This is a genomic window from Actinoplanes sp. NPDC000266, from assembly GCF_042899005.1.
GTDB lineage: Bacteria > Actinomycetota > Actinomycetes > Mycobacteriales > Micromonosporaceae > Actinoplanes.
In genome coordinates this window covers 351,032-376,533 of sequence record NZ_JBIAZI010000007.1, presented here as the reverse complement: position 1 = coordinate 376,533, position 25,502 = coordinate 351,032, and the positions used below count along the sequence as shown (strand labels likewise).

At 71.0% G+C, this 25,502-nt stretch carries 33 protein-coding genes; 11 read left to right on the top strand and 22 right to left on the bottom strand.

All coding sequences use genetic code 11. From position 1 onward, the window contains the following. Window positions 1–3 precede the first annotated feature (3 nt). The 3 genes from ACFY36_RS29285 to ACFY36_RS29275 are packed head-to-tail and all read right to left on the bottom strand — an operon-like array spanning window position 4 to window position 3,537. Window positions 4–516 (bottom strand): DUF1697 domain-containing protein, encoded by a 513-nt coding sequence (locus ACFY36_RS29285; RefSeq protein WP_499749116.1) that lies wholly within the window; start codon window positions 514–516, stop codon window positions 4–6. Further along, the gene (locus ACFY36_RS29280; RefSeq protein ID WP_499749115.1) at window positions 513–2,705 is read right to left on the bottom strand and encodes a glycoside hydrolase family 65 protein; all 2,193 of its coding nucleotides are present in this window, start codon (window positions 2,703–2,705) and stop codon (window positions 513–515) included. The genes ACFY36_RS29285 and ACFY36_RS29280 overlap by 4 nt, the downstream gene beginning before the upstream one ends. After that, window positions 2,698–3,537 carry a PfkB family carbohydrate kinase gene (locus ACFY36_RS29275; protein WP_499749114.1) on the bottom strand — a complete coding sequence of 280 codons (840 nt, stop codon included), beginning with the start codon at window positions 3,535–3,537 and terminating at the stop codon, window positions 2,698–2,700. Before ACFY36_RS29275 ends, ACFY36_RS29280 begins: the two co-directional genes overlap by 8 nt. Before the next feature lie 147 nt (window positions 3,538–3,684). Here ACFY36_RS29275 and ACFY36_RS29270 point away from each other — a divergent pair, with 147 nt between their 5' ends. Together ACFY36_RS29270 and ACFY36_RS29265 are read left to right on the top strand one after the other, a co-directional pair. After that, window positions 3,685–4,263 carry a GAF domain-containing protein gene (locus tag ACFY36_RS29270; protein ID WP_499749113.1) on the top strand — a complete coding sequence of 193 codons (579 nt, stop codon included), beginning with the start codon at window positions 3,685–3,687 and terminating at the stop codon, window positions 4,261–4,263. 34 nt (window positions 4,264–4,297) lie between these two features. Beyond that, on the top strand, window positions 4,298–5,203 hold the full coding sequence (locus ACFY36_RS29265; protein WP_499749112.1) for a diacylglycerol/lipid kinase family protein: 906 nt from the start codon (window positions 4,298–4,300) through the stop codon (window positions 5,201–5,203). Here ACFY36_RS29265 and ACFY36_RS29260 read toward each other — a convergent pair. The 3 genes from ACFY36_RS29260 to ACFY36_RS29250 form a co-directional block, all read right to left on the bottom strand. Further along, window positions 5,172–5,789: a cytochrome P450 family protein gene (locus ACFY36_RS29260; protein ID WP_499749111.1), complete on the bottom strand. Its 618-nt coding sequence runs from the start codon at window positions 5,787–5,789 to the stop codon at window positions 5,172–5,174. The two genes, ACFY36_RS29265 and ACFY36_RS29260, sit on opposite strands and share 32 nt — an antisense overlap. A gap of 44 nt (window positions 5,790–5,833) precedes the next feature. Further along, window positions 5,834–6,184: a hypothetical protein gene (locus ACFY36_RS29255; protein ID WP_499749110.1), complete on the bottom strand. Its 351-nt coding sequence runs from the start codon at window positions 6,182–6,184 to the stop codon at window positions 5,834–5,836. Between the two features lie 144 nt (window positions 6,185–6,328). Continuing rightward, window positions 6,329–7,003: a DUF4253 domain-containing protein gene (locus ACFY36_RS29250; RefSeq protein ID WP_499749324.1), complete on the bottom strand. Its 675-nt coding sequence runs from the start codon at window positions 7,001–7,003 to the stop codon at window positions 6,329–6,331. 91 nt (window positions 7,004–7,094) lie between these two features. On the opposite strand from ACFY36_RS29250, the gene ACFY36_RS29245 reads away from it, so the two are divergent. Genes ACFY36_RS29245 through ACFY36_RS29235 form a run of 3 tightly spaced genes read left to right on the top strand, consistent with a single transcriptional unit; the run spans window position 7,095 to window position 9,042 of the window. Then, window positions 7,095–7,643, top strand: a complete 549-nt coding sequence (locus ACFY36_RS29245) for a helix-turn-helix domain-containing protein (protein ID WP_499749109.1) — start codon at window positions 7,095–7,097, stop codon at window positions 7,641–7,643. Next, the gene (locus tag ACFY36_RS29240; RefSeq protein ID WP_499749108.1) at window positions 7,643–8,848 is read left to right on the top strand and encodes an MFS transporter; all 1,206 of its coding nucleotides are present in this window, start codon (window positions 7,643–7,645) and stop codon (window positions 8,846–8,848) included. The genes ACFY36_RS29245 and ACFY36_RS29240 overlap by 1 nt, the downstream gene beginning before the upstream one ends. A 59-nt stretch (window positions 8,849–8,907) precedes the next feature. After that, window positions 8,908–9,042: a hypothetical protein gene (locus ACFY36_RS29235; RefSeq protein ID WP_499749107.1), complete on the top strand. Its 135-nt coding sequence runs from the start codon at window positions 8,908–8,910 to the stop codon at window positions 9,040–9,042. On the opposite strand, the gene ACFY36_RS29230 is transcribed toward ACFY36_RS29235, so the two are convergent. From ACFY36_RS29230 to ACFY36_RS29220, 3 genes are read right to left on the bottom strand one after another with little or no spacing between them, the layout of a single operon-like run. Beyond that, window positions 9,039–9,668 (bottom strand): glycosyltransferase family 2 protein, encoded by a 630-nt coding sequence (locus ACFY36_RS29230; protein WP_499749106.1) that lies wholly within the window; start codon window positions 9,666–9,668, stop codon window positions 9,039–9,041. The two genes, ACFY36_RS29235 and ACFY36_RS29230, sit on opposite strands and share 4 nt — an antisense overlap. An 8-nt stretch (window positions 9,669–9,676) precedes the next feature. Further along, window positions 9,677–10,264 carry a YdcF family protein gene (locus tag ACFY36_RS29225; RefSeq protein WP_499749105.1) on the bottom strand — a complete coding sequence of 196 codons (588 nt, stop codon included), beginning with the start codon at window positions 10,262–10,264 and terminating at the stop codon, window positions 9,677–9,679. Continuing rightward, on the bottom strand, window positions 10,246–11,349 hold the full coding sequence (locus tag ACFY36_RS29220) for an MBL fold metallo-hydrolase (RefSeq protein ID WP_499749104.1): 1,104 nt from the start codon (window positions 11,347–11,349) through the stop codon (window positions 10,246–10,248). Before ACFY36_RS29220 ends, ACFY36_RS29225 begins: the two co-directional genes overlap by 19 nt. 90 nt (window positions 11,350–11,439) lie before the next feature. On the opposite strand from ACFY36_RS29220, the gene ACFY36_RS29215 reads away from it, so the two are divergent. Together ACFY36_RS29215 and ACFY36_RS29210 are read left to right on the top strand one after the other, a co-directional pair. After that, window positions 11,440–12,018: an LURP-one-related family protein gene (locus ACFY36_RS29215; RefSeq protein WP_499749103.1), complete on the top strand. Its 579-nt coding sequence runs from the start codon at window positions 11,440–11,442 to the stop codon at window positions 12,016–12,018. A gap of 10 nt (window positions 12,019–12,028) precedes the next feature. Next, window positions 12,029–13,474 carry a deoxyguanosinetriphosphate triphosphohydrolase family protein gene (locus ACFY36_RS29210; RefSeq protein ID WP_499749102.1) on the top strand — a complete coding sequence of 482 codons (1,446 nt, stop codon included), beginning with the start codon at window positions 12,029–12,031 and terminating at the stop codon, window positions 13,472–13,474. An 8-nt stretch (window positions 13,475–13,482) separates the two neighbouring features. On the opposite strand, the gene ACFY36_RS29205 is transcribed toward ACFY36_RS29210, so the two are convergent. The 6 genes from ACFY36_RS29205 to abmR form a co-directional block, all read right to left on the bottom strand. Further along, window positions 13,483–13,677: a hypothetical protein gene (locus ACFY36_RS29205; RefSeq protein ID WP_499749101.1), complete on the bottom strand. Its 195-nt coding sequence runs from the start codon at window positions 13,675–13,677 to the stop codon at window positions 13,483–13,485. Window positions 13,678–13,702: 25 nt separating this feature from the next. Further along, window positions 13,703–14,950 (bottom strand): vanadium-dependent haloperoxidase, encoded by a 1,248-nt coding sequence (locus ACFY36_RS29200; RefSeq protein ID WP_499749100.1) that lies wholly within the window; start codon window positions 14,948–14,950, stop codon window positions 13,703–13,705. Window positions 14,951–15,063: 113 nt separating this feature from the next. Continuing rightward, window positions 15,064–15,609 carry a hypothetical protein gene (locus tag ACFY36_RS29195; protein WP_499749099.1) on the bottom strand — a complete coding sequence of 182 codons (546 nt, stop codon included), beginning with the start codon at window positions 15,607–15,609 and terminating at the stop codon, window positions 15,064–15,066. A 25-nt stretch (window positions 15,610–15,634) separates the two neighbouring features. Then, window positions 15,635–16,003, bottom strand: a complete 369-nt coding sequence (locus tag ACFY36_RS29190) for a DUF3037 domain-containing protein (protein WP_499749098.1) — start codon at window positions 16,001–16,003, stop codon at window positions 15,635–15,637. Next, on the bottom strand, window positions 16,000–16,722 hold the full coding sequence (locus ACFY36_RS29185; RefSeq protein ID WP_499749097.1) for a HipA family kinase: 723 nt from the start codon (window positions 16,720–16,722) through the stop codon (window positions 16,000–16,002). Before ACFY36_RS29185 ends, ACFY36_RS29190 begins: the two co-directional genes overlap by 4 nt. Before the next feature lie 10 nt (window positions 16,723–16,732). After that, window positions 16,733–17,278 carry an ATP-binding transcription factor AbmR gene (gene abmR, locus ACFY36_RS29180; protein WP_499749096.1) on the bottom strand — a complete coding sequence of 182 codons (546 nt, stop codon included), beginning with the start codon at window positions 17,276–17,278 and terminating at the stop codon, window positions 16,733–16,735. Between the two features lie 96 nt (window positions 17,279–17,374). Here abmR and ACFY36_RS29175 point away from each other — a divergent pair, with 96 nt between their 5' ends. Continuing rightward, entirely contained in the window at window positions 17,375–18,442 is a 1,068-nt protein-coding gene (locus ACFY36_RS29175) for an ATP-dependent DNA ligase (RefSeq protein WP_499749095.1), read from the top strand. Between the two features lie 62 nt (window positions 18,443–18,504). Further along, on the top strand, window positions 18,505–20,067 hold the full coding sequence (locus ACFY36_RS29170; RefSeq protein WP_499749094.1) for an alpha/beta hydrolase: 1,563 nt from the start codon (window positions 18,505–18,507) through the stop codon (window positions 20,065–20,067). Here ACFY36_RS29170 and ACFY36_RS29165 read toward each other — a convergent pair. After that, on the bottom strand, window positions 20,018–20,476 hold the full coding sequence (locus tag ACFY36_RS29165; protein ID WP_499749093.1) for a potassium channel family protein: 459 nt from the start codon (window positions 20,474–20,476) through the stop codon (window positions 20,018–20,020). The genes ACFY36_RS29170 and ACFY36_RS29165 overlap by 50 nt on opposite strands. A gap of 45 nt (window positions 20,477–20,521) precedes the next feature. Here ACFY36_RS29165 and ACFY36_RS29160 point away from each other — a divergent pair, with 45 nt between their 5' ends. Then, window positions 20,522–20,974 (top strand): GNAT family N-acetyltransferase, encoded by a 453-nt coding sequence (locus ACFY36_RS29160; RefSeq protein ID WP_499749092.1) that lies wholly within the window; start codon window positions 20,522–20,524, stop codon window positions 20,972–20,974. Here the strand turns inward: ACFY36_RS29160 and ACFY36_RS29155 are convergent. Next, entirely contained in the window at window positions 20,954–21,337 is a 384-nt protein-coding gene (locus ACFY36_RS29155) for a VOC family protein (protein ID WP_499749091.1), read from the bottom strand. The genes ACFY36_RS29160 and ACFY36_RS29155 overlap by 21 nt on opposite strands. 57 nt (window positions 21,338–21,394) lie before the next feature. Beyond that, on the bottom strand, window positions 21,395–21,958 hold the full coding sequence (locus ACFY36_RS29150) for a TetR/AcrR family transcriptional regulator (protein WP_499749090.1): 564 nt from the start codon (window positions 21,956–21,958) through the stop codon (window positions 21,395–21,397). Between the two features lie 77 nt (window positions 21,959–22,035). Here ACFY36_RS29150 and ACFY36_RS29145 point away from each other — a divergent pair, with 77 nt between their 5' ends. Then, a complete protein-coding gene (locus ACFY36_RS29145; protein ID WP_499749089.1) occupies window positions 22,036–22,875 on the top strand; it encodes an alpha/beta hydrolase family protein in 840 nt (279 codons plus the stop codon). On the opposite strand, the gene ligD is transcribed toward ACFY36_RS29145, so the two are convergent. The 4 genes from ligD to ACFY36_RS29125 form a co-directional block, all read right to left on the bottom strand. Next, on the bottom strand, window positions 22,876–23,904 hold the full coding sequence (gene ligD / locus ACFY36_RS29140; protein WP_499749088.1) for a non-homologous end-joining DNA ligase: 1,029 nt from the start codon (window positions 23,902–23,904) through the stop codon (window positions 22,876–22,878). 206 nt (window positions 23,905–24,110) lie between these two features. After that, entirely contained in the window at window positions 24,111–24,323 is a 213-nt protein-coding gene (locus ACFY36_RS29135; protein ID WP_499749087.1) for a hypothetical protein, read from the bottom strand. A gap of 85 nt (window positions 24,324–24,408) precedes the next feature. Then, window positions 24,409–24,903 carry an LPXTG cell wall anchor domain-containing protein gene (locus tag ACFY36_RS29130; protein ID WP_499749086.1) on the bottom strand — a complete coding sequence of 165 codons (495 nt, stop codon included), beginning with the start codon at window positions 24,901–24,903 and terminating at the stop codon, window positions 24,409–24,411. Between the two features lie 95 nt (window positions 24,904–24,998). After that, window positions 24,999–25,481, bottom strand: a complete 483-nt coding sequence (locus ACFY36_RS29125; RefSeq protein ID WP_499749085.1) for a PH domain-containing protein — start codon at window positions 25,479–25,481, stop codon at window positions 24,999–25,001. Window positions 25,482–25,502: the final 21 nt, after the last annotated feature.

The window sequence follows — 25,502 nt, the reverse complement described above, 5'->3', positions numbered from 1 at the left end:
GGGCTACAGGAGAGCCGCGATCTCGGCCAGCTTCGTGATGGTGGACCAGTTGCGTTCGGTGCCGTGCAGGCCCAAGCGGCGGGTGATCGTGGCGGCGTTCACCGGGTTGCCGTGCACGCGGTCCCTGTAGTCGATGTAGACCTCACGGCCGCTCAGGCGTACGTCGTCGTGGGTTTTCCCCAGGTCCGCTGCTGGGTGGTCGGCCAGGAAGACCACTCTCAGGAACGTCGGGCGGGCCGCGGCCGCCTCGGGGAACGGGTTGGCGGCGATGATCTCGTCGAGGCGGGTACGGCTGCGGACCATCACCGGCTCGTTGAGGTCGAAGCGTTCGCGCAGGACCTTGTGGATGATCGGGCCCACGTCGAGGTCGGAGCGGACCAGCACGTTGCCGCTCTGCAGGTGGGTCCGGGCGCCGGGCAGGCCCGCCGCTTCCAGTTCGGCTCGGAGCGTGGCCATGGGGACCTTGTTGCGAGCGCCCAAGTTGACCGCTCGCAGCAAGGCCACCCAGACCGTCATGGGGCGATCGTACGAGGCGGGCGCGGGGTCGGCGGGGCGGGCACGTCCTCGACCGGGTCGAGCGGGAACGTTTTCTCCTCGCCTGCGGCCAGGTTGACCTCCTTGCCCTGATGGTGGAAATCGACGGGCGCGTGCCGGGCGGCGTACGTCACCGAAGCCCGGGTGACCACGACGGAGAGGCGGCAGTCGCGCCAGCGCAGGCCGAAGGCCAAGCGGCTCAGCCGTGGCGGCAGGCGCGGGTCGAACGACAGGCAGTTGTCGTGGTCGCGAAGGCCGCCGAAACCCATGACCAGGGCGATCCACGCGCCGGCGCAGGCGGCGATGTGCAGGCCGTCGCCGCCGGCCTCGCCGCTGCCGCGCAGGTCCAGCAGCGCCGCCTCGGCCAGGTATTCGTGCGCTCTGGTCAGGTGGCCCAGCTCGGCCGCCAGCACTGACTGCACGGGGGCCGACAGGGACGAGTCACGCACCGTGCGGGCCTCGTAGTACGCGAAGTTGCGGCGCTTCTCGTCGGGGGTGAACGCGCCGGGGCGCTTCATCATGGCCAGCACCAGGTCGGCCTGCTTGATCACCTGTTTGCGATAGAGGTTCAGATAGTGGTGATGCAGCATCAGCGGATATTCCTCGTCCGAGAAATCCCAGGCCGGCAGGCGGGTGAACCCGGCCGACTGATCGTGCACCCGGCGCTTCTCGTCATAAGGCACATTCAGTTGTACGGGTGAGCCCGCGGCCCGCAGATTCTGTTCCGCCATGAGGTTCGTGTAGATGTTGTCGTCCATCAGCGCCGTGTATTCGTCGGGTCCGGTGACGCCGGCGATGTGGCCCACGTTCTGCTCGTCGAAGTAGACGACCGACTTCCACATCCGCGCCGTCTCCTCGAGGAGTTCCCGGCCGGCCGAGCGCATGAACTCCTCGTCGCCGGTCGCGGCGTGATAGCGCAGGACCGCGTCGGCGATGTCGGCGTTGACGTGCAGGGCGGCCGTGCCGGCCGGCCAATAGCCGGAGCACTCGGGGCCGCTGATCGTGCGCCAGGGGAACGAGGCGCCGTCCAGCCGCAGCTCACGGGCCCGGTCGCGGGCCTTGTCGAGGGTGCTGTGCCGCCACCGCAGGGCCATGCCGGCGCATTCGGGATGGGTGTACGTGAGCACGGGCAGCACGTACGTCTCGGTGTCCCAGAGGGTGTGCCCGTCGTAGCCGTTGCCGGTCAGGCCCTTGGCCGGGATGGGATGCGGGCCGGCCTGGGCCGCCGCCTGGAGGACGTGGAAGAGCCCGAACCGCACGGCCTGCTGGATCTCGGGGTCGCCGTCGACCTCGACGTCGGCGCCGTCCCAGAACTCGTCCAGATAGGCGCGCTGCTCGGCCAGCAGCGCGTCGAAGCCGTCGCTGGCCGCGGCGTCCCGGTCGGTCAGCGCCTGCTCGCGGATGTCCTCCTCGTTCCAGCGGTACGCGGTGACCTTGTCGAAGCTGATCGCGCCGTGCCCGGTGGCCGTCCACCGGATGAGGTCGCGCGAGTTCACGACGGTGCCCTCGTGACCGGTGTGGATCACCGCGGCGGCGACCGGCAGGCCGCTGCGGCGGGTGCGGTGGACCAGGACGTCCCGGTCGCTCGAGAGGCCGCGAAAGGGCGCCGGGATGATCGCGCTGGCCCGCGGGTCGTCCCGCTCCGCGGGCAGGGCCTCGTTGACCACCAGGTCGGACTCGATGGTCAGCGGCGCGCCGGCCTCCACCGAGTAACGGACGGCGGTCACCGACGGGCGCGGGAACGAGACCAGCCGTACGCTGCGCACCCGCACCTCGACGCCGGAGGGTGAGGTCCATTCGACCTCGCGGGTCAGCGTGCCGGCCCGCAGATCGAGGACCCGCTCGTGCCGGGTCAGCGTCCCCGTCCGTACGTCGAAAGGCTCGTCGCCGACCCGCAGGGCGATCGGCTTCGCGTCGGGCGCGTTGACGATCGTCTCGGTGCGCTCCGGAAACGCGTACCCGGCCTCGGGATAGGTGATGTCCCGTTCCTCGAAGAGCGAGTTGAGGAAGGTACCGGGCATCCCGCCGGCGTGCGGCTCGTCGAGGTTGCCGCGCAGGCCGATGTGGCCGTTGGCCAGCGCGAAGATCGACTCGGCCTGGCGCAGGCCGTCCTCGCCGGGCAGGGCGGTCTCGCGGACGGCCCACGGCTCGGCCGCTCCGATCTCAGACATCGCGCAGGCCCGGTCGTCCGCCGGCGTGCTTGACGGTGTCGCCGGAGGCGGCGGTGGCCCGGCGGCCGGCCTCCTCGTAGGACCCGCCGGCCAGCAGGGTCGCGGTCAGCGCGGCGGTGAACGAGTCGCCGCCGCCGGTGGTGTCGACCGGCTCGCCCCCGGTCAACGGGATCTTGACCTGGCCGTCCTTCCAGATGAGGACGTTGCCGTCCTCCTTCGCCAGCGCGATCAACGACGGGCCGCCGGCCAGGATGCCCGCGTCGAGCCCGGCCGCTTCCTTCTCGTCGGCCCGGACGACGTCGGCGTACTCCAGAATCGCCTTGTCGGTGATCTCGCCGTCGAGCACGACCAGCTTCCCGGCCCCGTGACCGATCCGCGCGGCGGCCAGCGCGGCCTCGAACGGCTGCTGCAACTGCACGAGCACGGCGTCGGCGCCCGCGATCACGTCCCGCGCGGCCCGCACGTCGTCCTCGGTGAGCAGCACCTCCTCCGGAAGGTGCTCCACGTAGCGGTAGTGCGAACCGGGTTCCAGGATCTCGACGATGAGGCCGGTCAGCGCGCCGCGTCGCCGCACCACGTGGCGTACGTCAATGCCGTCCTTACGGGCTTGATCCAGCAGCACGTCGCCGATCACGTCGTCGCCGGCGACGGCGACCAGCGACGGCCGCACGCCGAGCTGGGCCAGCGCGACCGCCTGGTTGGCGCCCTTGCCGCCCAGCTGCTCGCGCCGGGCGGTCGCCGCGCCGGAGGAACCGACGTCCGGGAGTTCGTCAACGGTCAATACGAGGTCACGGGCGAGCTGCCCGATCACGGCGGCGGTTGGTTGCGTCACGGACGACCAATACCCGGAGACCGACAGATTGTGCGACATCCCAGCCTCTTCACAGGATGCGGCGCCGATTCGCCCATCGAGAGCATTGCGGGACACCGATGCCCTTTCTAGGCTCGCAGGCACCGTAGCCGCCTACGAGGAGAAGCCATGACGAGCAGCAGTCCCGTGTCGTCGAACGCCTACGAATACCTGGACAACATCAACCCCGAGGAGCAGGCCCGGCTTGAGGCCGTCCGCCGCTACCGGCTGGTCGATCAGCCGGTCGAGGACGCGTACGACCGGATCGCCTTCGTCGCGGGCGCCATCTTCGACACGCCGATCGCCACAGTCTCGCTGGTCGAGCAGGACCGGGTCTGGCTGGCCGCGTGCCAGGGCCTCAGCGGTGTCCGGCAGGTCGGCCGCGAGCCCGGCCTGTGCGCGTCGGTGATCGCCCAGGACGACGTGTACGTCATCAACAACGCCGCGGTCGACCCGCGCACCCTCGAACACCCGCTGGTCCGGGGCGAGCTGGGCCTGCGCTTCTACGCCGCCGCGCCTATCCGCACCCACGACGGCTACCGCCTCGGCACCGTCAACGTGATCGACAACAAGCCCCGTGAGGCCAACCCGCGCCAGCTCAAGGCCCTCGAGCATCTCGCCTCGATGGTCTCGGACGAGCTCGAGCTGCGCCTCATGGTCATCCGCAGCGCGGCCGCCGAGCAGCGCATGCGGGAGACGGTCAACTGATTACAACTTCGTCGATACGGGTAGTGCGCTGCCCATGCGCACTCCCCGGAAAATCGCCGTAGTCGCCCACCAGCGCAAGACGTTCGGCGGCGGCCTGGACGAGCTCCGCCGCCGCCTCACCGACACCGGCGTCGAAGATCTGCTGTGGTGCGAGGTGCCGAAGAGCAAGAAGGCGCCCGAGCAGGTCAAGAAAGTCATCAAGGCCAAGCCCGACCTGCTGGTGGTGTGGGGCGGCGACGGCATGGTGCAGCGCTCGATCGACGTCCTGGCCCGCGAGAAGGGCGGCTCGAAGATCCCGCTGGCGATCATGCCGGCCGGCACGGGCAACCTGCTCGCGTCCAACCTGGGCATTCCCACCGATCTCGAGCAGGCGGTCGATGTCGCCATGCACGGCGACCATCACCGGATCGACCTGGGCAAGCTCAACGGCGAGTACTTCGGCGTGATGGCCGGCGTCGGCTTCGACGGCGCCATGATCAATGACGCCGACCGCAACATGAAGGACAGGCTGGGCAAGCTGGCGTACGTCTGGGCCGGCGTCCGCCACGTGAACGGCGAAGCGCCCAAGGCTCAGATCAAGATCGACGGCAACGAGTGGTTCGAGGACGAGGCCAGCTGCGTCCTGATCGGCAACGTCAGCAAGATCACCGGCGGCATCAAGGCCTTCGACGACGCGAAGCCGGACGACGGCTGGCTCGACGTCGGCGTCGCCACCGCCCAGGGCGCCCTCCAGTGGGCCCGGGCCCTCGGCACGATGGCGGTCGGCCGCAGCGACAGCTCGCCGTTCGTGCGCACCACCCGGGCCCGCCAGATCGAGGTCAAACTCAAGTCCAAGATGGAGTACGAGCTCGACGGCGGCGCCCGCACGAAGACGAAGACCTTCACCGCGAAGGTGGCACCGGCCGCCGTCAAGATCTGCGTCCCTCGTCAGCGGTCCTGACCATCGCCAGCGCGTGCGCCCGGCCCGGGCAGCGCCGCGGTCCCGCCCCGAACGCGGTCTCCCCGGCCAGCGGGACCAGCACGATCTCCTCGCTGCCGATCCGCCGGCGCCTCGTGAAGGGCACCGGCGGATCGTCGCGCAGCACCGCCTCGACCGGCCGGGTCCGCGCCCGCTCGATCAGGGCGAGAGTCGCCGTACAGGCCTGAACCAGCACCCCGATCCGCGCCGCCGTCTCCTCGTCGTGCCGCCCGCCGAAGATCGCGACAAGCCGTTCGACGGCCGGATCGGCGGTGTTCTCGTCCCCGCTCCCCGGCTGATAGGCCTGGGCCACGTCCTCCACCAGCCCGGCCACGTCCGCATCGGTCACCCCCATGGCCTCGGCCAGCACCGCCACCGGATGCCCGCCTTTCCTCTCCAGCGACTCCGGCGAGATCCCGGCGAGGATCGCCTCGGCCAGCCCGCGCCGCCGCCGGTGATCTGCCCCTTCACAGAACCGCCCGACCGAGGCCCGGAGCCATCCCACACCCGCGTCGGCGGCCGGCACAGCGGGCACGACATACGCCGGGTCGTACAGAATCTCTCGCATCGCCGCAGGCTAGGCCCGCGAAGCTTCGCCCCCGGCCGAAGCGGTCAGCCCTGCGCGGCCCGGGAGACATGCGCCCAGTCGGCCCAGGCCTGGAGGCGCTGCGTGTAGAGGTGCTTGACGAGCTCGACGGGCTGTTCGCCGAACAGGACCCGCAGCGGCGGGTTCTCCGCGTCGGCGATCCGCAGCAGGGCCGGACCGGCGGCGGCCGGGTCGCCGGGCTGGTCCTGGCCCGCGCGGGCCGTCATGGCGTCGCGGAGCGGCTGGTAGGCCGGGTTCGGGACGGCGTGCACGGCGGAGGAGCCGGACCAGTCGGTGGCGAAACCGCCGGGCTCGACGCGCGCTGATGAACGCGCCCCGGCCGGCGAACCGCTCTGGGACTCCCTGACCGCGATCATGATCGGCTTCAACGAGCGCCTCGCCGACCGCATACCTCTGCAGCGCCGCCTCAAGGCGCAGTCACCCGCGCCGGCGCGACCGACCCCATGACGGCCGCGTCGCAGCTCAACCTCGCCTTCGCCGCGCGCCGGCCCCGCCGGGCCTCAAGGGCGTTCGTAGAGGCACCACCGGTCGAGCTCCAGGAGCGCCCGGGCATAGGCCCGCGTGGTGGTCCCGGCGGTCAGCCCGGCGATCGCCACATGTTCCACCGCCAGCCGCTCGGCATCGGCCAGGTCGGCCGGTGGCCGCGGCACGGTGAAGCCGTTGGCAAGCCCGATCGTGGTGGGCGAGGCCCCGTACCGCTCATGCCAGCGACGGGCGGCGGCCAGCAACAGATCGCCCGGAGTTCCCCAGACGCCGTACGGATTGAGGTAGGCGAACGCCGTCCACGGCTCGGGCCGGGGCAGGATGACGAGCAGTTCCGGCTCCCCGAAGTGCGCCACGTCGTAGCTGTCGAGGTCGTAGCCTTCATCGCCGGTACCGAGCGTCTCAGGGTCCCGCCCCCAGATGCTGTATCCCGGCAGCCGGGCCAGTTCGGCATCGACATCGGCGTCCCGGGCCCAGGCGATCAGGTCGCCGGGCGTGCGATCGTGGTGGAAGCCCGGGTCGAGAACCGCCTCCCGGTGGAGCACCAGAACGGGATTGTGGTCCGGAAGAGCAGCACGCGCGGAACGCAAAAGCCGCCGCGCATCACCATCAGGCCGAACCACGACAACGGTCTCGTCGTGAACACGCACCTGCTCCGCCCGATAGGACTCGAGCCCCGCCGCCCGCAACATCTTCTCCACGGCGCCGATGTTAAGGAGCCCCACCAACGGACCACCGCACGCGATATTGCAAAGAAATCTTTGCAAAGATAGCTTTGCATCCATGATGGACGACGACGAGAGCATCGCGCTGGATCCGCGGACCCTGCGCGGACTGGCGCATCCCCTTCGGGTGCGGCTGTTGAACCTGCTCCGGGAGCGCGGACCCTCGACCGCCTCGCGGCTCGGGGAGCAGCTCGGGCAATCCAGCGGCGCCACCAGCTATCACCTCAGACAGCTTTCGCAGTACGGCTTCGTGGTCGAGGACGCCGAGCTCGGCACCGCCCGGGAGCGCTGGTGGCGGGCCGCCCAACAGCGGACCGTGCTCACGCCGGACGAGGGCCGCAAGTCATGGGAGCTGGCCGAGGGCTATCTGCGGTCCGTGGCCCAGGCCGACTTCCAGCGCACCGAAGCCGCCATCGCGAACCTTCCGGCCGTCTCGCGTGAATGGCAGGACGCGCTCTACCTCGGCACCGACATTCTTCGGCTCGACCCCACCCGGGCCGCCGAGTTGCGCGAGCGCATGTCCGCCCTGATCGCCGAGTACGGCGGCGGCGCTGACGGCGACCGCGTGGCCGTCCAGTGGCAGATCCTGCCCCTGAGCGACAGCTGATGCGACGGCCGCTGGCCAGTCTGCTGGTCGCCGAGTCGGTGTCGCTGATCGGCAGCCACGTGTCGAGCATCGCCGTTCCGTGGCTGGTGCTCACCACCACCGGGTCGGCGACCCGCGTCGGCGCCGTCGCCCTGGCCCAGACGCTGCCGTTCGTGCTGACCGGGATGTTCGGCGGGCCGCTCGTCGATCGGCTCGGCGCGCGCCGGGTGGCGATCTTCTCGGACGCCGCCGGCGCCGTCGTGGTCGCCCTGGTTCCTTTGCTGTACGTCCTCGGGCAGCTCTCCTTCGCCGCGATGATGACGATCGTCGCCGTCGCCGGAGCGTTCGGCGGGGCCACCAACACGGCCAAGCGCGCCCTCCTCCCCCAGGCCGCCGCCGGCACGCCCATGGCCCGCGCCACGGCTCTGTTCGACGGCATCGGCCGGGCCGCCATCCTGATCGGCCTCCCCCTCGGCGGCGTCCTGGTCGCGGCCGTCGGCCCGGCCGCCGTGCTCGCCATCGACGCCGCCTCGTTCGCCCTCTGCGCCGCGATACTCGCCGCCGGAGTGCGCGGCGGCGAAGTGACAGCCGGTGAGTCGCGGGAGAGCTACCTGTCCTCCCTCGCCGCCGGTTTCGCCTTCCTGCGCCGGGACCGCCTGGTCGCCGTCATCGTCGGTGTCCTCTTCTTCACCAACCTGGCCGACCAGGCGTACACCGTCGTCCTTGTTCCGGTCTGGGTCCGGGAGACCGGCGCCGGCCCGGCCGTCCTCGGCCTGCTCGGCGGCGTCTTCGGCCTGGGCGCCGTCCTCGGCTCGCTGATCTACGCGGCCCTCGCCACCCGGCTGCCGCGGATGCCCACCTTCGCCGTCTGCTTCCTGCTCGCCGGGTCGCCCCGGTTCTTCGCGCTCGCCTCGACCGGCCGCCTCTGGCCCGTCCTCGCCGTCGCGTTCGGCGCCGGTCTCGCCGTCGCCGCCGTCAACCCGATCCTGATGGCCCTCGGCTACGAACTCGTCCCGCCCGATCTGCGCGGCCGCGTGCTCGGCCTGGCCGTGGCCATCGGCTTCGCCGGCGTTCCCCTGGGCGGCCTGCTGGGCGGCCTCGCGGTCGACCGGGCCGGTCCCCGCGCGGCGCTGCTGATCGCGGGCGGTCTCTACCTGGCCGTCTCGCTTGTGCCGTTCGCCCTCGTGAAAAGACGGATAGACGACAGGAGCTTGGTGCCCGGCTAGGCGCTATCGGCCAACATATCCCCTGGTCCGCGCCTCGACTCGGCCCCAAACTGAACGCCATGCCGTCACGCCGGAAGCCCAGGCCCGCCGCTCGGCCCGTACGTCATGAGGGCGCACGCACCACCCGGCTGATAGTCGGCCTGGTCCTGGTCCTGGGAACCCTGTTCCTCGCCGCCTACACCGCCGCCAGCTAGAACCTGAGCAGCGAGCGGTAGACCCGCAGCGCGTCGCCGACCGGGCCGAAGTGCGACGACGCGTTGTCGTTCAGATACGTCGTGGCGATCTCCACCTGCGAGTACGGGTGGCCCGCGCGGGCCGCCTCGACCAGCACGTTCATCTCGTACTCGAAGCGGTCGCCGGGCACCGTGAGCAGCCACGGGATCAGGTCGCCGGGATAGCCGCGCAGGCCGGTCTGCGTGTCCCGCACCGACCGGCCGGTGGTGGCCCGGAACAGCAGCCGGGTCAGCGCGTTGCCGACCTGGCTGCGCCACGGCATCCGCCGGACCCGCCGCACGCCCAGGACCGTGTGACCGGTCTTCTCGACGAGGGCCGCCACCCGCGCGATGTCGGCGACATCGTGCTGCCCGTCCGCGTCCGCGCACACCACCGAAGAGCCCGGAAAGGCCGAGGCGATGTGCCGGAATCCCGTACGCAGTGCGACGCCTTTGCCGGCATTCCGGGAGTGCCGCAGAACCGTGCAGGGCAGCCCGGTGACGGGCGGCGAGCTGCCGTCGTCGACCACCACGACCGGGCCATCGATCCGGGCCACCAATTCCGGCAAGTGGGACGACGGCTGATAGACAGGCAGGAGCAGCACCATGGGCGCTCCTATACCCCACGGCGCAACAACGCCACCATCCGTCGCTCGCGGCGGAGCAACTCCTGCGGATCCCGTACGCCGAGGAACCCGATCCGGGACGCGGCCCTCATCCCGTACTCGTAAAGCGGCGACGAGCCGGCGGCCGGAATGCCCAGAAGGGCCCCGCCCCGCAGCCCGAGGACCTTGCCGGCCAGATAGCGGACGCGCGGCAGATGCCAGGCGTGGGTGACCACCCCGAGCGGCCGGGACGGGCCGAGGCCGAGGCCGTCGAGCAAGCCGCCGGCCGAGATGTGCATCAGGTTCTCCAGCGTGCTGCGCGAATGGCACTCGGCGCGCAGCTCGGCCACCTCGTCCAGGCCGGCGTCGCGGGCCGCCCTCAGCATCAGCGCGGCCTCGCGGCAGTCCGGCGGCGGCTCGGGGGCGCCGTCGCGGACCTGCGCCCAGCCGCCGCTGAAGATGATCCGCGACGGGCGGGCGCCGGCCTCGACGTGCGAGATCGCCGCCCGCACCCGGGCCACGCTGCCGGCAGTGAGCCCCGCGGGCGTCACCCCGTTGCCGAGCACCAGCAGCGCGGCCGCTACGCGATCTGCTGCCACCAGCCGTCCACCGCCGGCGGGTTGTCGACGTCGACGCGCTCGCCCGGGCGGGGCACGGCGAGACGTACACCCCGGGCCTTGGCCTCGGCCCACGCGCGGTCGGCCGGCTCGGGCCACTCGTGCAGCGCCAGGTTGAACGTCGCCCAGTGCACCGGGATCATCAGGCCACCCTTGACGTCGACGTGGGTCGCGACGCCGTCCTCGGGCACCATGTGGATGTCCGGCCACGCGTCGCCGTACGCGCCGACCTGCACCAGCGTGACGTCGAACGGGCCGTGCTCCTCGCCGATCCGGGCGAAGCCCGGGAAATAGCCGGTGTCGCCGGAGTAGAAGACCTTGCGGGTGGGGCCCTTGATGGCCCAGCTGGTCCAGAGCGTCTCGTCGCGGCCCAGGCCGCGCCCCGAGAAGTGCCGGGCCGCGGTCGCCACGAACTCGATGCCGGCGACCTTGTGGGTGTCGTTCCAGTCCATCTCGACGATGCGGGTGGCCGGCACGCCCCAGCGCTCCAGGTGAGCGCCGACGCCCAGCGGGACCAGGAACGGCGCCGCCTGCAGGTCGACCAGGTTGTGGATGGTCTCCATGTCGAGGTGGTCGTAGTGGTCGTGCGAGATCAGCACCGCGTCGAGCGGCGGCAGGTCGCGCAGCGCGACCGGCGGCTCGTGCAGCCGCTTGGGGCCGGAGAGGCGCGAGGGTGAGCAGCGCTCGCTCCACACCGGGTCGAGCAGCACCCGCCTGCCCTCGATCTCGACCAGCGCCGAGGAGTGGCCGTACCAGGTGACGTGCAGGCCGTCGGCGGTGGCGCCCGGGTCGGGAGTGACCAGCGGGATCGGCTGGTGCGGGTGGCGGCCGTCGCGGTCGCGCAGGGTGGCGGCCAGCAGCCGCGGCATCGAGGAGAACGCGATCTCGGTGGCCGGCACCGTGTTGCGGAACTTGCCGTCGGCGTACTGCGGCGAGGCCTGCATGCGGGCCAGCCGATCGCCCTTGGCCTTGGCGCCCATCTGGCGGGGAATGTCTCTCGCCACCCAGACCGCCGCCGCGCCCAGAGCCAGCGCGATCAATGAACCCGTACGTCCTCGTTTCGCCATTAACCCAGTTTGACCTCTACGCGAGGGGCGCCGCCACCGAGGTGCTCAGGTTCCCCACAGTATTCGCCGGGTATGACACACTCTCTCGCCGTGACTGTCGACACCCTTCAAACCCAGCAGCAGCTGATCGTCCGTCAGCGTGTGCGGCTGATGGTCAACCAATACGAGATCCACGCCGTCACCCCCGACGGCCAAGAGGCCGGCATGCTCGCCTTCGCCCAGCAGAAGCGGATGGCGTTCAAGGAGCAGGTCACCCTCTACACCGACGACACCAAGACGACGCCGGTGCTGGGCTTCAAGGCCCGCCAGGTGATCGACCTGGGCGCCACCTACGACGTGGTCGACGCGAACGGCGCCCCGATCGGCCTGTTCCGCAAGAACTTCAAGGAGTCGCTGATCCGCTCGACGTGGCACCTCGAGCAGCCCGGCTTCGGCGACATGGTCGGCCGCGAGACCAACGCCTGGGTGGCCGTCCTGCGCCGCTTCGTCGAGAGCCTGTCCTGGCTCCCGTACCACTTCGACTTCGTGATCGCCGACCGTCCGGTCTTCTCGGTCGTGAAGAAGTGGGGCCTGCGCGACAAGTACGTCGTCACCATCCACGACCCCCGCGTCGACCGCCGCCTGGTCGCCGCCATGTCCGTCGCGCTGGACGCTCTCCAGGCCCGGTAACCTTCCCGGAATGGAAGATCCCCGGGCTCAGCGCCTCTTCGGCGAAAGTCTCGTCGCCCCTGGTGACCTGGCGTCGAGCCCGTTCCGGGTCGACCGCGACCGGATCGTCAGCTCACCGTTCTTCGCCCGGCTCGCCGGCGTCACCCAGGTCATCAGCCCGGGCGGCGCCGGCCTGCTGGTGCACAACCGGATGACCCACAGCCTCAAGGTCGCCCAGGTGGCCCGGGCCATCGCCGACCGGGTCGACCCGGCGCTGGCCGAGAAGCTCGGCGGCTGCGACCCCGACGTGGTCGAGGCGGCCGCCCTGGCCCACGATCTGGGCCACCCGCCGTTCGGCCACCTCGGCGAGCGGGTCCTCGACCGGCTGGCCCGCCACCGGCTGGGGCTCAACGACGGCTTCGAGGGCAACGCGCAGTCGTACCGCATAGTCACCAGCACCGAGAGCCGCGGCCAAACCACGTTGGGGCTCAATCTGACCAATGCCGTACGGGCGGCGATCCTCAAGTATCCGTGGACCCGCCGGGGCGAGGCGCGGTTCATGGACCCGCCGCCGCGCGGAGCGGCCCCGCCGGCCGACGACCCCGACGGCGGCTCGATGAAGTTCAACGCGTACTCGACCGAGGCGAAAGACATGCGCGCCGCCCGGGCCCCGTTCGCGGGCCGGGTCGCCGACTGGCAGCAGACGGTCGAGGCCTCGGTCATGGACACGGCCGACGACATCGCGTACGCCATCCACGACCTGGAGGACGTGCACCGCGTCGGCGTCCTCCAGCAGGGCGCGGTCGCCACCGAGCTGATGGCCTGGCAGCGCTGGGGCGCGTCGACCGACCTGAACCGGGCCGGCGGCGCCATCGAGTCGCTGCGCCGCCAGCTGCACCGCAAGGACGGCTGGATGGCCGACGACGACGCGTTCTCGGCCGCCGTCGAACTGGTCCGGGCCGAGCTGGTCGACGGCCTGCTGGCCCGCCCGTTCGACGGCTCGCTCGAGGCGGAGGCCCGGGTCGCGGCGTTCTCCGCCACCTGGACCCGCCGCCTGGTCGAGTCGTGCCGCACGACCGCCGACCCGGCGGTCCGCTCCGGCCACGTCCAGCTGGCCCCGGCCCAGTGGCACGAGGTGCAGATCCTCAAGTTCGTGCAGAACAGGTTCGTCCTGGCCCGCCCCGACCTGGCCCTGCACCAGCGCGGCCAGGGCCGCCTGCTGGCCTCGCTGGTCGAGGCGCTGAGCGCCTGGCTGACCGACCCCGACGAGGAGCAGCGCATCCCGCGCCGCCTCCAGGACCTGGTCGAGCTGGCCGAGGCCGAGCTGCCGGCCGGCACGCCGGAGCGCCCCCATCGGGCCCGCGGCCGAGCCGTGATCGACTTCGTCGCGGGCCTGACCGACCAGCAGGCGGTCGGCCTGATGGAGGCTCTCGGCGGCCGGTCACGCCAGCTGTGGACCGACGCTTTCGTGCTGTAGGAGATGCTTTACGAGCGCACCCTGTTGTCGAGTGGCGCGGGCTGGCTGGCCCACCACTCGGAAGGCACCTCGGCGTAGATCTCGTCCGCGAGCGCCTTCAGGTGGTCGCCCGTGGCGTGCCCGTGGTGAGCGTCCGCGAGTCCCTTGACCCTCACGTACCACTCGGCGATCTGTTCGCACTTGACCGATACTTGATAGTCCATACCCCGAGCCTAGGACCGCGGGCCATCACCCGCCCGGCAATGCTCGACCGGGTGACAGCGCCGGGCCGAACTCCCGGGCCAGCACCGCGCGGGTGACCTCGGCGCCGAGCCGGTCGCCCTGCACGGTCGCCCCCCGGTAGTGCACGCCGGCCCAGATCCGGGCCTCGATCAGCTCGGCCCGGGCCGCCCGCAAACTGGAGAAATGCCGGGTGGTGCCGGATTCCGCGCTGTACGCGCTGAACGACAGATCATCACGGCCGAAGTACGCCCGCAGCGCGGTCATGATCGCCGAGGTGTAGCAGGCGTGCCCCGACGGCCACTCCGGCGACGGGGCGGTGACCCGCAGCGGCGCCCACGCCGGGTCGGCCACAGTGGCCGGATTGCCGTCCGTGCCGGCCAGCGGGATCGAGGTGACCGGCCGCCAGAAGCTCCACTGCCGCTTCTGCCCGTAGCAGGCGATCATCGTGTCGGCGGTGGCGATGTCCACCATGGCCAGCATGCGCGCGGTCTCCAGCGGGCTCAGCCGGTGGCCGGCGGCCAGCCCCCGCTTGATGTACCACTCCACCTGCCGGTAGTCGTCCCACCAGATCGCCGCCTCGGTCTGATCCGGCGTCCGGGTCACGTTGGTGGCTTTCACCTCGTTGAACTGCCGGGCGTAGGCGGCGCTGCTCAGTGCGGGCGGCCCGGCGACCCGATAGGCGCCGGGGTTGTCGAGGGCGAACGGCCTCAGGAACGGGAACCAGCCGCCGGCCTGAACGAAGCCGGGCGGCGTGAGGCGGTACTGCCCGGGCGCCGTGCCGACCGGCCAGGTCGCGCTTCCGAAGGCCCCGTCACCCTCCCGCGCCGCGATCATCGCCGCGGCCGCGGCCTCGCCGACCCGGATGCCGTTGCGCTTGGCCGCCCCGTCCCCGATCGCGGCCAGCGCCTCGTCGTACCGGGTCCGCAGCGCGCCGGCCTGCCCCGGGAAGAGCGAAAGCAGCACCCGATAGGCCGAGGCGGCCACCGCCGCCGGCGTCGAGTCACCCCGCTGCGCGGCCGGGGCGGCCAGATAAGGCTCGTACGGCGTGCCGGTGATCGCGTTGACCGCGTCGTACACCGCCCCCTGCACCATGGCGAAGCTGCGCACCCCGGCCGTCGGCGACTGCCGCCCGACCTCGTAGATGGCGGTCTGAGCATGAACATTCCAGGCGAGCACGGCATCGGACCGCCCCGCCGCCGACGACGCCCCAGGCGTCAGAACGGTCAGGCCGAGCACCGCCACGGCCGCCGCCACCAGAAATCCGCGTAAACGCATTCGGTAGCCCATGGCTCCCCAGCATCGAAGCCACCGAATATCACCTCAACCCCGTCGCGCGAGGACGTCCGTTTCCGAGGGCGATATGACAGTCAGGCCGGCGGGTCGTCCCGGTAGAGACGCGCCTTGACGCCCCGGCCACCCCAGCGGGTCGCGGTGAGTTCCGGCCGCGGCCGGAGTTGCCCGATGCCCGGCGCCGGTTCGTCCCAGTCGGCGACCGACGCGAACGGCTCCGGAGCGTTCCGGGTTTCGGCGGCGCGGCCCTCTCGGACGACCTTGGCCGGGTCGAAGCGCGTTTCCTGGGCCACGTGGCAGTCGTCCGCCCGGAACGCGACCAGGGTGCCGCATTTCTCGCAGGCGATGCAGGGATCCCACCCGACCAGAGACCAGCAGCCGATCAGCACCAGGTCGTGGACGAAGCGAGTGCCGCGCACGTCCCCCGGTGACAGCACGAACGTACCCGTGATCCGCTCACGGCCGTACGCGGCTTCGTCGACGGCGTAGGTGCCCGGAGCGAGCAGCGGCGGGTTCACGCGATGGTGGTTCAGCAACGACGGATGGGGCTGGTCCGGCAGATCCACCAGCCGCACCGCGACGCTCAGCGGGTTTCCGCACGTCGCGCACCTGAAGCCGTCCACGGTGGCAGTGTGACCGATCCGGCGTTCACCGCACCAGCAGGTTTTCCAGGCGTTCCAGTTCTTCCGCCGGGTCGACGGCCAGGCCCATGTGGACCGGGCCGGCGCGCAGGATGGTGCTCCGGGGGGCCACCAGCCAGCGGAAGCGCTCGCCCTGGCTCATGGCGGCCGCGGCGCCGGCTCCCGTGCATGTGGCCGACCACGAGGCCAGCGCCTCGCCGATCGCCTTCGCGTCGGCCGACGGGTCGAGGGCCCGCAGCCGTTCCTCGTGCAGGTGGGTGCGGGCCTCGAGGAAGTCGCGGCGCTGGCAGTAGAGGACCACGCCCACGTTGATCAGCTCGCCCCGCTCGATGCGCGGGACGGCCTGGATGACGGCGTACTCGTACGGGACCCTCATGGCAGCCACGCCTCCGGCTCGGCCGCGCGGGCGGTCAGATGCGTTATGTAGGCGTCCTTGTCGCCGTCGTCGAGCCACTCGTCCGGAACCAGGCCGACCGCCTCGCGGATCAGCGAAGGGGTGATCCGTTCCGCCAGCGCCGGACCCTCCGTGGCCAGGGCCGTGGCGTACGGCTTCAGCACGTGGTCGTCCCACTTGTACGGACGGTGGACCACCGCCGCGGCGCGGGGCCAGTTGTGGTGGAAGTAGAGGGTCGCGCCGTGGTCGATCAGCCAGAGGGCGTTGTGCCAGATCAGCAGGTTGGGGTTGCGCCAGCTGCGGTCGACGTTCTCGACGAAGGCGTCGAAGGCCAGCACCCGTGAGGCCAGCCCGGCCTCGACCGGGTGGGCCACCGGGTCGTAGCCGAGCGCGCCGGGCAGGAAGTCCATGCCCAGGTTGGCCCCGGCGCTCGCCTTGATCAGCTCCTGGACCTCCTCGTCGGGCTCGGCCCGGGCCACGACCGGGTCGAGGTGGACGACGGCCAGGTCGGGCACGGGCAGGCCGAGGCGCCGGGCCAGTTCGCCCGAGATCACCTCGGCCACGAGCGCCTTGGGGCCCTGCCCGGCGCCGCGGAACTTGACCACGTACGTGCCGAGGTCGTCGGCTTCCACGACGCCGGGCAGCGAGCCGCCCTCACGCAGGGGTGTGACATAGCGGATGGCGGTGACCTCACGTAGCACGTGGATCACTCTATAAAGGGCCCTGCTTCCGCAGATCGTCGACCTTGCTCATGGCCGAGCGCAGGTCGGACAGCCACTCCTCGGTGTGCTGGCCGACGAGCTTCACACACCAGGCCAGCGCCTCGGAGCGCGAGCGGGCCACGCCGGCGTCGACCAGCGTGTCGAGGATCTGCCGCTCGGGCTGGCGCAGCCGGGTCATCACCGGCGCGGCCAGGTGGGTGAACAGTTCGTTGGTGTCGCCGCAGCGCACCCCCCAGGCGACCTTGCGCTGATAGCGGTGCTCGATCTGGCGGGCCACCCGCATGCGGTCGTTGCGGGTGTCCTCGCGGAACTGGTTGATCCGGCCGGCGTGTGCGGCCGCCCGGTCGGCGTCGGTGGCGCTCTCGCCCAGGTCGGGCGCGGCCACCCGGCCCCAGATGATGATCTCGTCGCGGTCGACGACGACCTCGGGCCGCTCGGTGAACCAGCCGTCGGTCACCGCGCCGGCCACCCAGGCCGCGGCGTCGTCGGCGTTCGGCGGTTCGACCCGTCCCGGCGGTCCCTGTCGGAATCTCATTGCTGAACCTCCCCGGTAAGCGTGATTACAAAATTACACGCTTACGCCGGAGCCGCCAGCCCCCCGAACAAGACGTCGAGACGGCAGACTGGGGCGATGGAGCTGCCGATCAATCCACCGGTCAAGCCGATGCTCGCCAAGCCCGTCGCCGAGATCCCGCCCGGACAGCTCTACGAGCCCAAGTGGGACGGCTTCCGGTCGATCATCTTCCGCGACGGGGACGAGGTGGAGATCGGCAGTCGCAACGAGAAACCGATGACCCGCTACTTCCCCGAGGTCGTCGAGGCCGTGCTGGCCAACTTCCCGGAGCGGGCGGTGATCGACGGCGAGGTGATCGTGGCCGACACCGAGCGCAACACCCTCGACTTCGAGGCCCTCCAGCAGCGCATCCACCCCGCCGCGAGCCGGGTGAAACTTCTCAGCGAGCAGACCCCGGCCGGTTTCGTGGCCTTCGACCTGCTGGCGCTCGGCGACGAGGATCTGACCGAGCTGCCCTTCGCCGAGCGCCGCGCGCGGCTGTCCGAGGCCCTGAAGAGCGCCAAGCCTCCGGTGTACGTCACCCCGGCCACCGACGACATGGAGACCGCGCGGCGCTGGTTCGCCGAATTCGAGGGGGCCGGGCTCGACGGGCTGATCACGAAGCCGAAGGATCTGGTCTACCAGCCCGACAAGCGGGTCATGTTCAAGGTCAAGCACAAGCGCACGGCCGACTGCGTGGTCGCCGGATATCGGGTGCACAAGTCCGGCGACGACCGGATCGGCTCGCTGCTGCTCGGTCTCTACGACGAGCGCGATGTGCTCGTGTCGGTCGGCGTCATCGGGTCGTTCCCCATGGCCGTACGGGAAGAGCTCTTTCAGGAACTTCAGCCTCTGGTGACGACCTTCGAGGGCCATCCGTGGAACTGGGCGGCCCACGAGCAGGGCGAGCGCACGCCGCGCAAGAACGAGGTGAGCCGCTGGAACAACGGCAAGGACCTGTCGTTCACGCCGCTGCGGCCGGAGCGGGTGGTCGAGGTCCGCTACGACTACATGGAGGGTCTGCGGTTCCGCCACACCGCCCAGTTCGAACGGTGGCGTACCGACCGTGAGCCCCGCTCGTGCACCTACGAGCAGCTGGAACGCCCGGTCCAGTTCAATCTGGCCGAGGTACTGACCAGCCGCTGACCGCGGATTGTCAGACTCACCGGATAGCCTTCGAGGGACAGTCCGCCGACGAAAGGTCCACCGTGCGCCGCTCTCTCCTGGCCGTCGCCGCCGCGCTGGTGGTCACCGTCTCGGGCTGCACTGTGCCCTCGTTCGCCCCGGACGGCTCCGGCAAGTCCACGCCGGCCCCGCAGAGCACGTCCTCCTCCTCGGCGCAGGCGACCGGCACCGACTGGCAGCCCTGCCCCGAGATCCCCGATCAGCTGGTGGGCCGGGGCGCGGCCGGCATGACGTACGACTGCGCCAAGGTCTCCGTCCCTCGCGACTGGTCCGACCCGGGCAACGGCGAGACCTATGCGATCGCGATGATCCGCATCCGCTCGGCCACCCAGAAACAGCGGACCGGCTCGCTGCTGATCAACCCGGGCGGGCCGGGCGGCTCCGGCATCGACACCGCGGTCTACCTGTCGTTCGGCCAGCAGTTCGGCGGCCTGCCGACCGAGATCACCGACAAGTTCGACATCATCGGCTTCGACCCGCGCGGCGTCGGCCGTTCCGACCCGGTCAAGTGCATCAGCTCGCAGGACCAGGACGCCAGCTTCGCCGCGGTGCCCGACCCGGTCAGCCAGGCCGACTACAACGAGCTCGTCACGCTGAACCGGAAGATCGCCGACGGCTGCGCCCAGAAATACGGTCCGGCCCAGCTGGCCACGTTCTCGACCGTGCAGGCGGCCAAGGACATGGACGCGATCCGCGGCGCGGTCGGCGACGAGAAGCTGACCTACCTGGGCTATTCGTACGGCACACTGCTCGGCGCCACGTACGCCCAGCTCTTCCCGGCCAAGATCCGGGCGCTGGTGCTCGACGGCGCGGTCGATCCGAAGCAGAGCTTCATCGAGGGCTCGGAGAGCCAGGCCAAGGGCTTCGAGCGCGCTTTCACCAACTTCACCAACTGGTGCAAGGCCAACACGGCCGACTGCCCGATCGCACCGGACGCGCGCAAGGCCGTCACCGACGCGCTCAAGGCGGCCGACACCAAGCCGGTCAAGGGCGCCGACGGCCGCAACGCCACCTCGGGCTGGATCTTCGTGGCCGTGGTGTCCTCGCTCTACACCGAGACCGGCTGGACCGCCCTGGCCAAGGCGATCGCCGACCTCAAGACCGGTGACGCCGAGGGCGTGTTCGAGCTCGCCGACCAGTACGCCGAGCGCAAGCCCGACGGGACATACAGCAACCTGTTCGACGCCAACCTGGCCGTGAACTGCTCCGACACCAAGGACGCGCCGACGGTCGAGGAGGTGCGCCGGCTCCAGGGCGAGTGGCGCAAGAAATACCCGCTGTTCGGCGGCTCGCTCGCGGTCGGCATGCTGCCCTGCGCCGTCTGGAAGGGCGACCGCGACCCCTACCCGGCCGCCGCCGCCGTGGGCGCCCCGCCGATCGTGGTGGTCGGCACGACCGGCGACCCCGCCACGCCGTACGAGAACACCGCCGATCTGGCCTCGATGCTCGGCGTCGGTCACGTGCTGACCTGGGAGGGCGAGGGCCACACGGCCTATCCGAGCACGCCGTGCATCGTGCAGGCGGTCGACGGATATCTCATCGATCTGAAGGTGCCGCAGGAGGGGCTGCGCTGTCCGGCGAAGTGATCCCCTGATTCGCCGCCATCTGCTCGAGCAGGGCCCGCACGTGCCGCAGGTTCTGCTTGAGCTCCTCCTGCTCCTCGTGCCGGAAGACGTCCCGGTCGACGATGAGCTTGCTGGCGAAGTGCGCGGTGATCAGCGGGATCACGACCAGCACCATGAGCGAGATCAGCAGCCCGGCGATCACCCGGCCCGGCCACGACGCGGGCGAGATGTCGCCGTACCCGACGGTCGACGCGGTGACCACGGCCCACCAGATCGCGTCGCCCAGCGACTTGCCCTCCTCGAACAGGGAGAAGAGCACGCCGCAGACGACGATCAGGATGGCGTACGAAAGAATCAGCGTGCCCGGCGAGTTGGCCAGCCAGACGATCCCGCGATAAACCCGCGTCAGCGGCGTGAGCAGCACCTTCATGGCCAACATCGTGCCCGAGCAACGATCGGAAAGGGAGAGGTGCCGATGTTCCGGATCGCCGAGCGGGCCGATGTCCCCGCGATTCTGGCCCTGTTGGCCGATGACGAGATCAGCCGTTCGCGCGGTTCCGTCTCGGAGGAGGTCGACGCCGCGATCTGGGCCGCCTTCGAGCAGATCGACGCCGACCCGAACAACGAGCTGATCGTCGGCGACGACGGCGAGATCATCGCCACCTGCCAGCTCACCTTCATCCCCGGCCTGAGCCGGGGTGGCACCCGACGCATGACCATCGAGGCGGTCCGGGTCCGTGCCGACCGTCGCGGCAGCGGTCTGGGCCGGGCCATGATGGCGTACGCCATGACGCGCGCCCGGGAGCGGGGCGCCGGCCTCGTGCAGCTCACGACCGACAAGCGCCGCACCGAGGCGCGGCGCTTCTACGAGTCGCTGGGCTTCACGGCCTCCCACGAAGGCATGAAGCTAGTCCCAGGTCTGGGCTAGACGGTCGAAGATCTCGGGGTCGCTGTGCGGCGGGATCACGCACAGCAGGTGGCCGCCCGGCGCCCGCAGGGTCACGCACCCGAGCCAGCGGCCCTCCTCGACCGCGCCGAGCCCGATGAGCCGGGCCGTCTCGGCCTCGACGTCGTCGGTCTCGATGTCGAAGTGGTAGCGCGGCGCGTCGTCGACGGCCTGCACCGCCAGGTTGTGGTCGGGCAGCACCCCGCGCAGCGAGATGAACTGCTCCTCGCCGGGCACGGGCTGCGCCGGTACGCCGAGCGCCCGCGACCAGAAGTCGGCGGCCTGGGGCGCCTCGTCCCGGGGCGTGTCGATCAGGAAGGTCGAGAGTCGACTGCGATGTGCCATGAGCGCGTAGTCTCCCGATCCGCGCCCGTTCAATCCACAGGTTTCCCGGCCCCGCGCTCAGTGTGAGGAGCGCAATCCCGCCACCAGCAGCCCGACCAGCCGCCGGGCGTCGTACCGGATGTTCTTCCCGGCGCCCGCGCAGAGGCTGCCGACCCCGCGCATCAGCTCGTACGGGTCCTGGTCGCCCCGGATCTCCCCGGCTGCCGCGGCCGCCGTGAGCAGCTCGGCGCAGACCGGCACGAGCCGTTCCACGAAGTACGAGTGCAGCGGGTCGTAGCAGGGGTCGTCCGACTGCAGCACCGCCGCCAGCCCCTGCTTGGTGATCACGAAGTCGACGAACACCTCGATCCAGCGTTCCAGCGCCGCGTACGGCGTAGGCCCCTCCGCCACCAGCACCGGCCCGGCCTCGGCCAGCGCCTCCACCTGATGCCGGTAGACCGCCACGATCAGGTCGGCCCGGGTCGGATAGTGCCGGTAGATGGTCGCCGTGCCGACCCCGGCCGCGGCCGCGATGTCCCGGATCGGCGCCTCGACCCCTTCGCTGACGAAGACCGAGGCGGCCGCCTCGAGCAGGGTGGCCGCGTTGCGCCGAGCGTCGGCGCGCTGGGGTCTGTCGCTCACGACACACTTCCTCCGCTAAACGGGACAGTGTCCCGTATCGTCAATCGGGACAACGTCCCACTTACCAAGGATGCCTCATGACTCCGATCGTCTCGGTGAAGCCTGTCGCGTTGCCCGCTCCGGGCCGCGGCCAGGACCTGCACGTGCGGGTGACCGCGCCGCTGACCGGCCACGACCTGCCGGTCCTGCTCTTCTCGCACGGCTTCGGCTCGTCGCTGGACGGCTACGGCCCGCTGGCCGACCACTGGGCCGGGCAGGGCTTCGTGGTCCTCCAGCCCACCTATCTCGACTCCCGCACGGTCGGCCTGGCCCCCGAGGACCCGCGCACGCCGAACATCTGGCGGTTCCGGATCGACGACGCGAAACGCACCCTCGACCACCTCGGCACGCTGGAGGCGGCCGTCCCCGGGCTCGCCGGCCGGGTCGACCACGACCACATCGTCGCCGCCGGGCACTCGTTCGGTGGCCAGACCACCGGCGCGCTGCTGGGCCTGCGCGTCTTCGGCGAGGACTTCCGCAACCCGCGCGTTCGCAAGGGCGTGCTGCTGGCCACGGCCGGCCGGGGCGGCGACGACCTGACCCCGTACGCGACCGAGCACTTCCCCTATCTCAACCCGGACTTCGGGCACATGACCGCGCCGGCCCTGGTCGTCGCCGGCGACAAGGACCAGAACTTCCTGACGACCCGCGGCCCCGACTGGATGGCCGACCCCTACCTGCTGGCTCCGGGACCCAAGACCCTGCTGACTTTGTACGGCGCCGAGCACTCGCTCGGCGGCATCCCCGGATACGAGGCCCGCGAGACAACCGACGAGGACCCGTCCCGGCTCGCGCTGCTGCAGCGGCTCACCACGGCCTATCTGCGCGGCGAGGACCTGCCGGACCCGGGCGGCCTGGGACGCCTGGAGACCAAGTAGTCACTGGCCCTCCCAGTTGGCCTTGTTCATCTTGCTGGGCTGCACGCGGGGCGGCTCGCCCGGCATCTTCGGGTGGTCGGGCGGGTAGGGCAGGTCGCCCAGGCCGTCCTTCTCGTCGCGGGCCGACCACTCCAGCAGCGGCGTGATGTCGTGGGCGACGTCGTCGATCGCCGCGTGCGGGTCACCGATCTCGGCGAAACGCTTCGGCACGGTACGCAGATCGAAGTCGTCCGGCTCCACATCGGCCAGCTCGTCCCAGGTCACGGGCGCGGAGGCGGTGGCCCGCCCGTTGGCCCGCAGCGAATAGGCACAGGCGATGGTGCGGTCACGCGCCATCTGGTTGTAGTCGATGAAGACCCGCTCGCCCCGCTCCTCCTTCCACCAGGCGGTGGTGATCGCCTCGGGCCGGCGCCGCTCCACCTCGCGGGCCAGGGCGATCGCCGCCCGCCGCACCTGCACGAAATCCCACCGGGGCTCGATGCGCACGTAGACGTGGACGCCCCGCCCACCCGACGTCTTGGGGAAGCCCACCCAGCCCAGATCGCCGAGAACCTCCCGGATCACCCCGGCCGCGGTCACCACGTCACCGAAGTTCGTCCCCGGCTGCGGATCGAGATCGATGCGCAGCTCGTCGGGCTGGTCGGGAGCGGCCGCCCGCACCGGCCACGGATGGAAGACGATGGTCCCCATCTGCGCGGCCCAGGCCACGTGCGCCAGATCGACCGGGCACAGCTCCTCGGCCGTACGCATGCTCGGGAATGTGATCGTCGCCCGCTCGATCCAGTCGGGCACACCGCGCGTCCCGATCCGCTTCTGGAAGAAGGTCTCGCCTTCGATCCCGTCCGGAAAGCGCTGCAGTGTCGTCGGCCGGTCCTTCAGCGCCCGCATGATCCCGTCACCGACGGCCACGTAGTAGCCGAAGACATCGCGCTTGGTGTATCCCTTAGCCGGGAACACAACCTTGTCGGGGCTGCTCAGCCGCACCGTGTGGCCGGCGATCTCATGCTCTTCCGCTGCGGCTTTGGGCATACCCCAGACCTTAAGCCCTGCGTACGACACCCGCGGGACGGAACCTATCCCAGGTCGTGTTCCTCCAGCCCGCGCATGATCAGCCTCCGCATCGATCCGAAGCCGTGAAGATCCACGTTTGACGACAGATCCGCAACCCTCACGCAGCACGGGCTCCACGTCGATGCCCCGCGCGCGGGCCTCGTCGCACAACGACCAGATCGCCATCAGCTCGTCACGCGGATCGGCGCCCTGGTCCATCGCGGAGTCTCCAGCGCGGCACCCGCCCCGGTTGCCACTCCGGCCTCGTCCACCGGCCGCGGGGCATGCTCGAGCTCAGCCAGCCAGTCCGGGGCGTCCAGGTCCACCGGCCGGATCAGGATTTCCCGCAGCAACTCGTCGATCACGGTGACATCCGCCCGGACCCCCGCAAGATTCATGCCGCCATTCTGGCTTCCCGCCAGGACTCCGAGAACGCCGAAGGCCGCCCGGCGGGCGCCGGGCGGCCTTCGTTGTGGCGGACGATCAGGCGCTGCGACGGCGCCGGGTGTAGAAGACGGAAGCCGCGCCGGCGGCGACCAGCAGGCCACCCAGGGCCACCAGCGTGCTCATCGGCGCGCCGGTCACCGGCAGGGCTCCACCGGCGCTGACGCCGCCGCCCGGGGCCGTGGTGGCCGGAGCCGCGCCGGCCGGGGTCTCGGCCGGGACGGTGTCCGTGTTGGCGGTCGGCGTGGTGGTGGCCGGGGTGCTCGGCGTGGCCGAGCTGGGGGCCGGCGTGGTCGGGGCCGGGCTGCCGTAGCCCGGGTTGCCGCGGGTCGGGGTCTCGTCGTCGGGAGCCTCGGTGCCGTATCCGGCGGCGCCTCCGGGACGGCCCGGGTCGGTCGTGGTGGCGGCGACCATCGGCTGCGGAGCCTGGTCGGCGGTGGCCACGGCGGGCGAGCCGCCGAGGGCCAGCGCGGCGGCGACGGTGAGGCCGGCGGTGGGCAGTCCGACGGCGACGATCCGGCGAAGTGAGCTCATGAGGAGTTAATCCGTTCTCTGGCGGTGTTCATGGTCCGAGAGGGGAGCTTAGCGGCAAATGCCCGATTTACCCTTTAAGACGCCTCGGCGGGTCATCATCCCGGAAGACCACCGAAACGGTGACTCCGCCACAGATGGGACAAAGCGAACATTTTGCCCTCGAACTTGGGGTCGGCCGCGAAGAGTTCGCCGCTGTACGGGGCTCGCAGCCGCACACTGGCGCCGGAGTTCAGATAGACCGACACCACGGTGCGCGCGCCCCGCCGCTCGGCCCGCATGTCGGCCACGTCGTCCCAGGTGGCTACGCCGTCCGCGAACACCGAACGGGTCCGGATGCCGCCCGAACTGATCTGCGTGCCCGTCCGCCCGCGGGCCGCCAGCCCGATCAGGGCTCCGGCCACCGCCGGCCCGGCCGCCACGAAGGCCCACCCGGGCCCGTTCGGCAGGGCAAGATCAGCCCAGGTCAGGACCGCTACGAGCAGCCAGAGGCCGACGTTCGCGATCGAGCCGAGAAAGAGCCCTCGCCCGAGGGCCTGCTGCCAGGTGGGCCGGAACAGCGCCGCCGATGCATCGTCCATGCCCTGGTTCAACGGACGTCC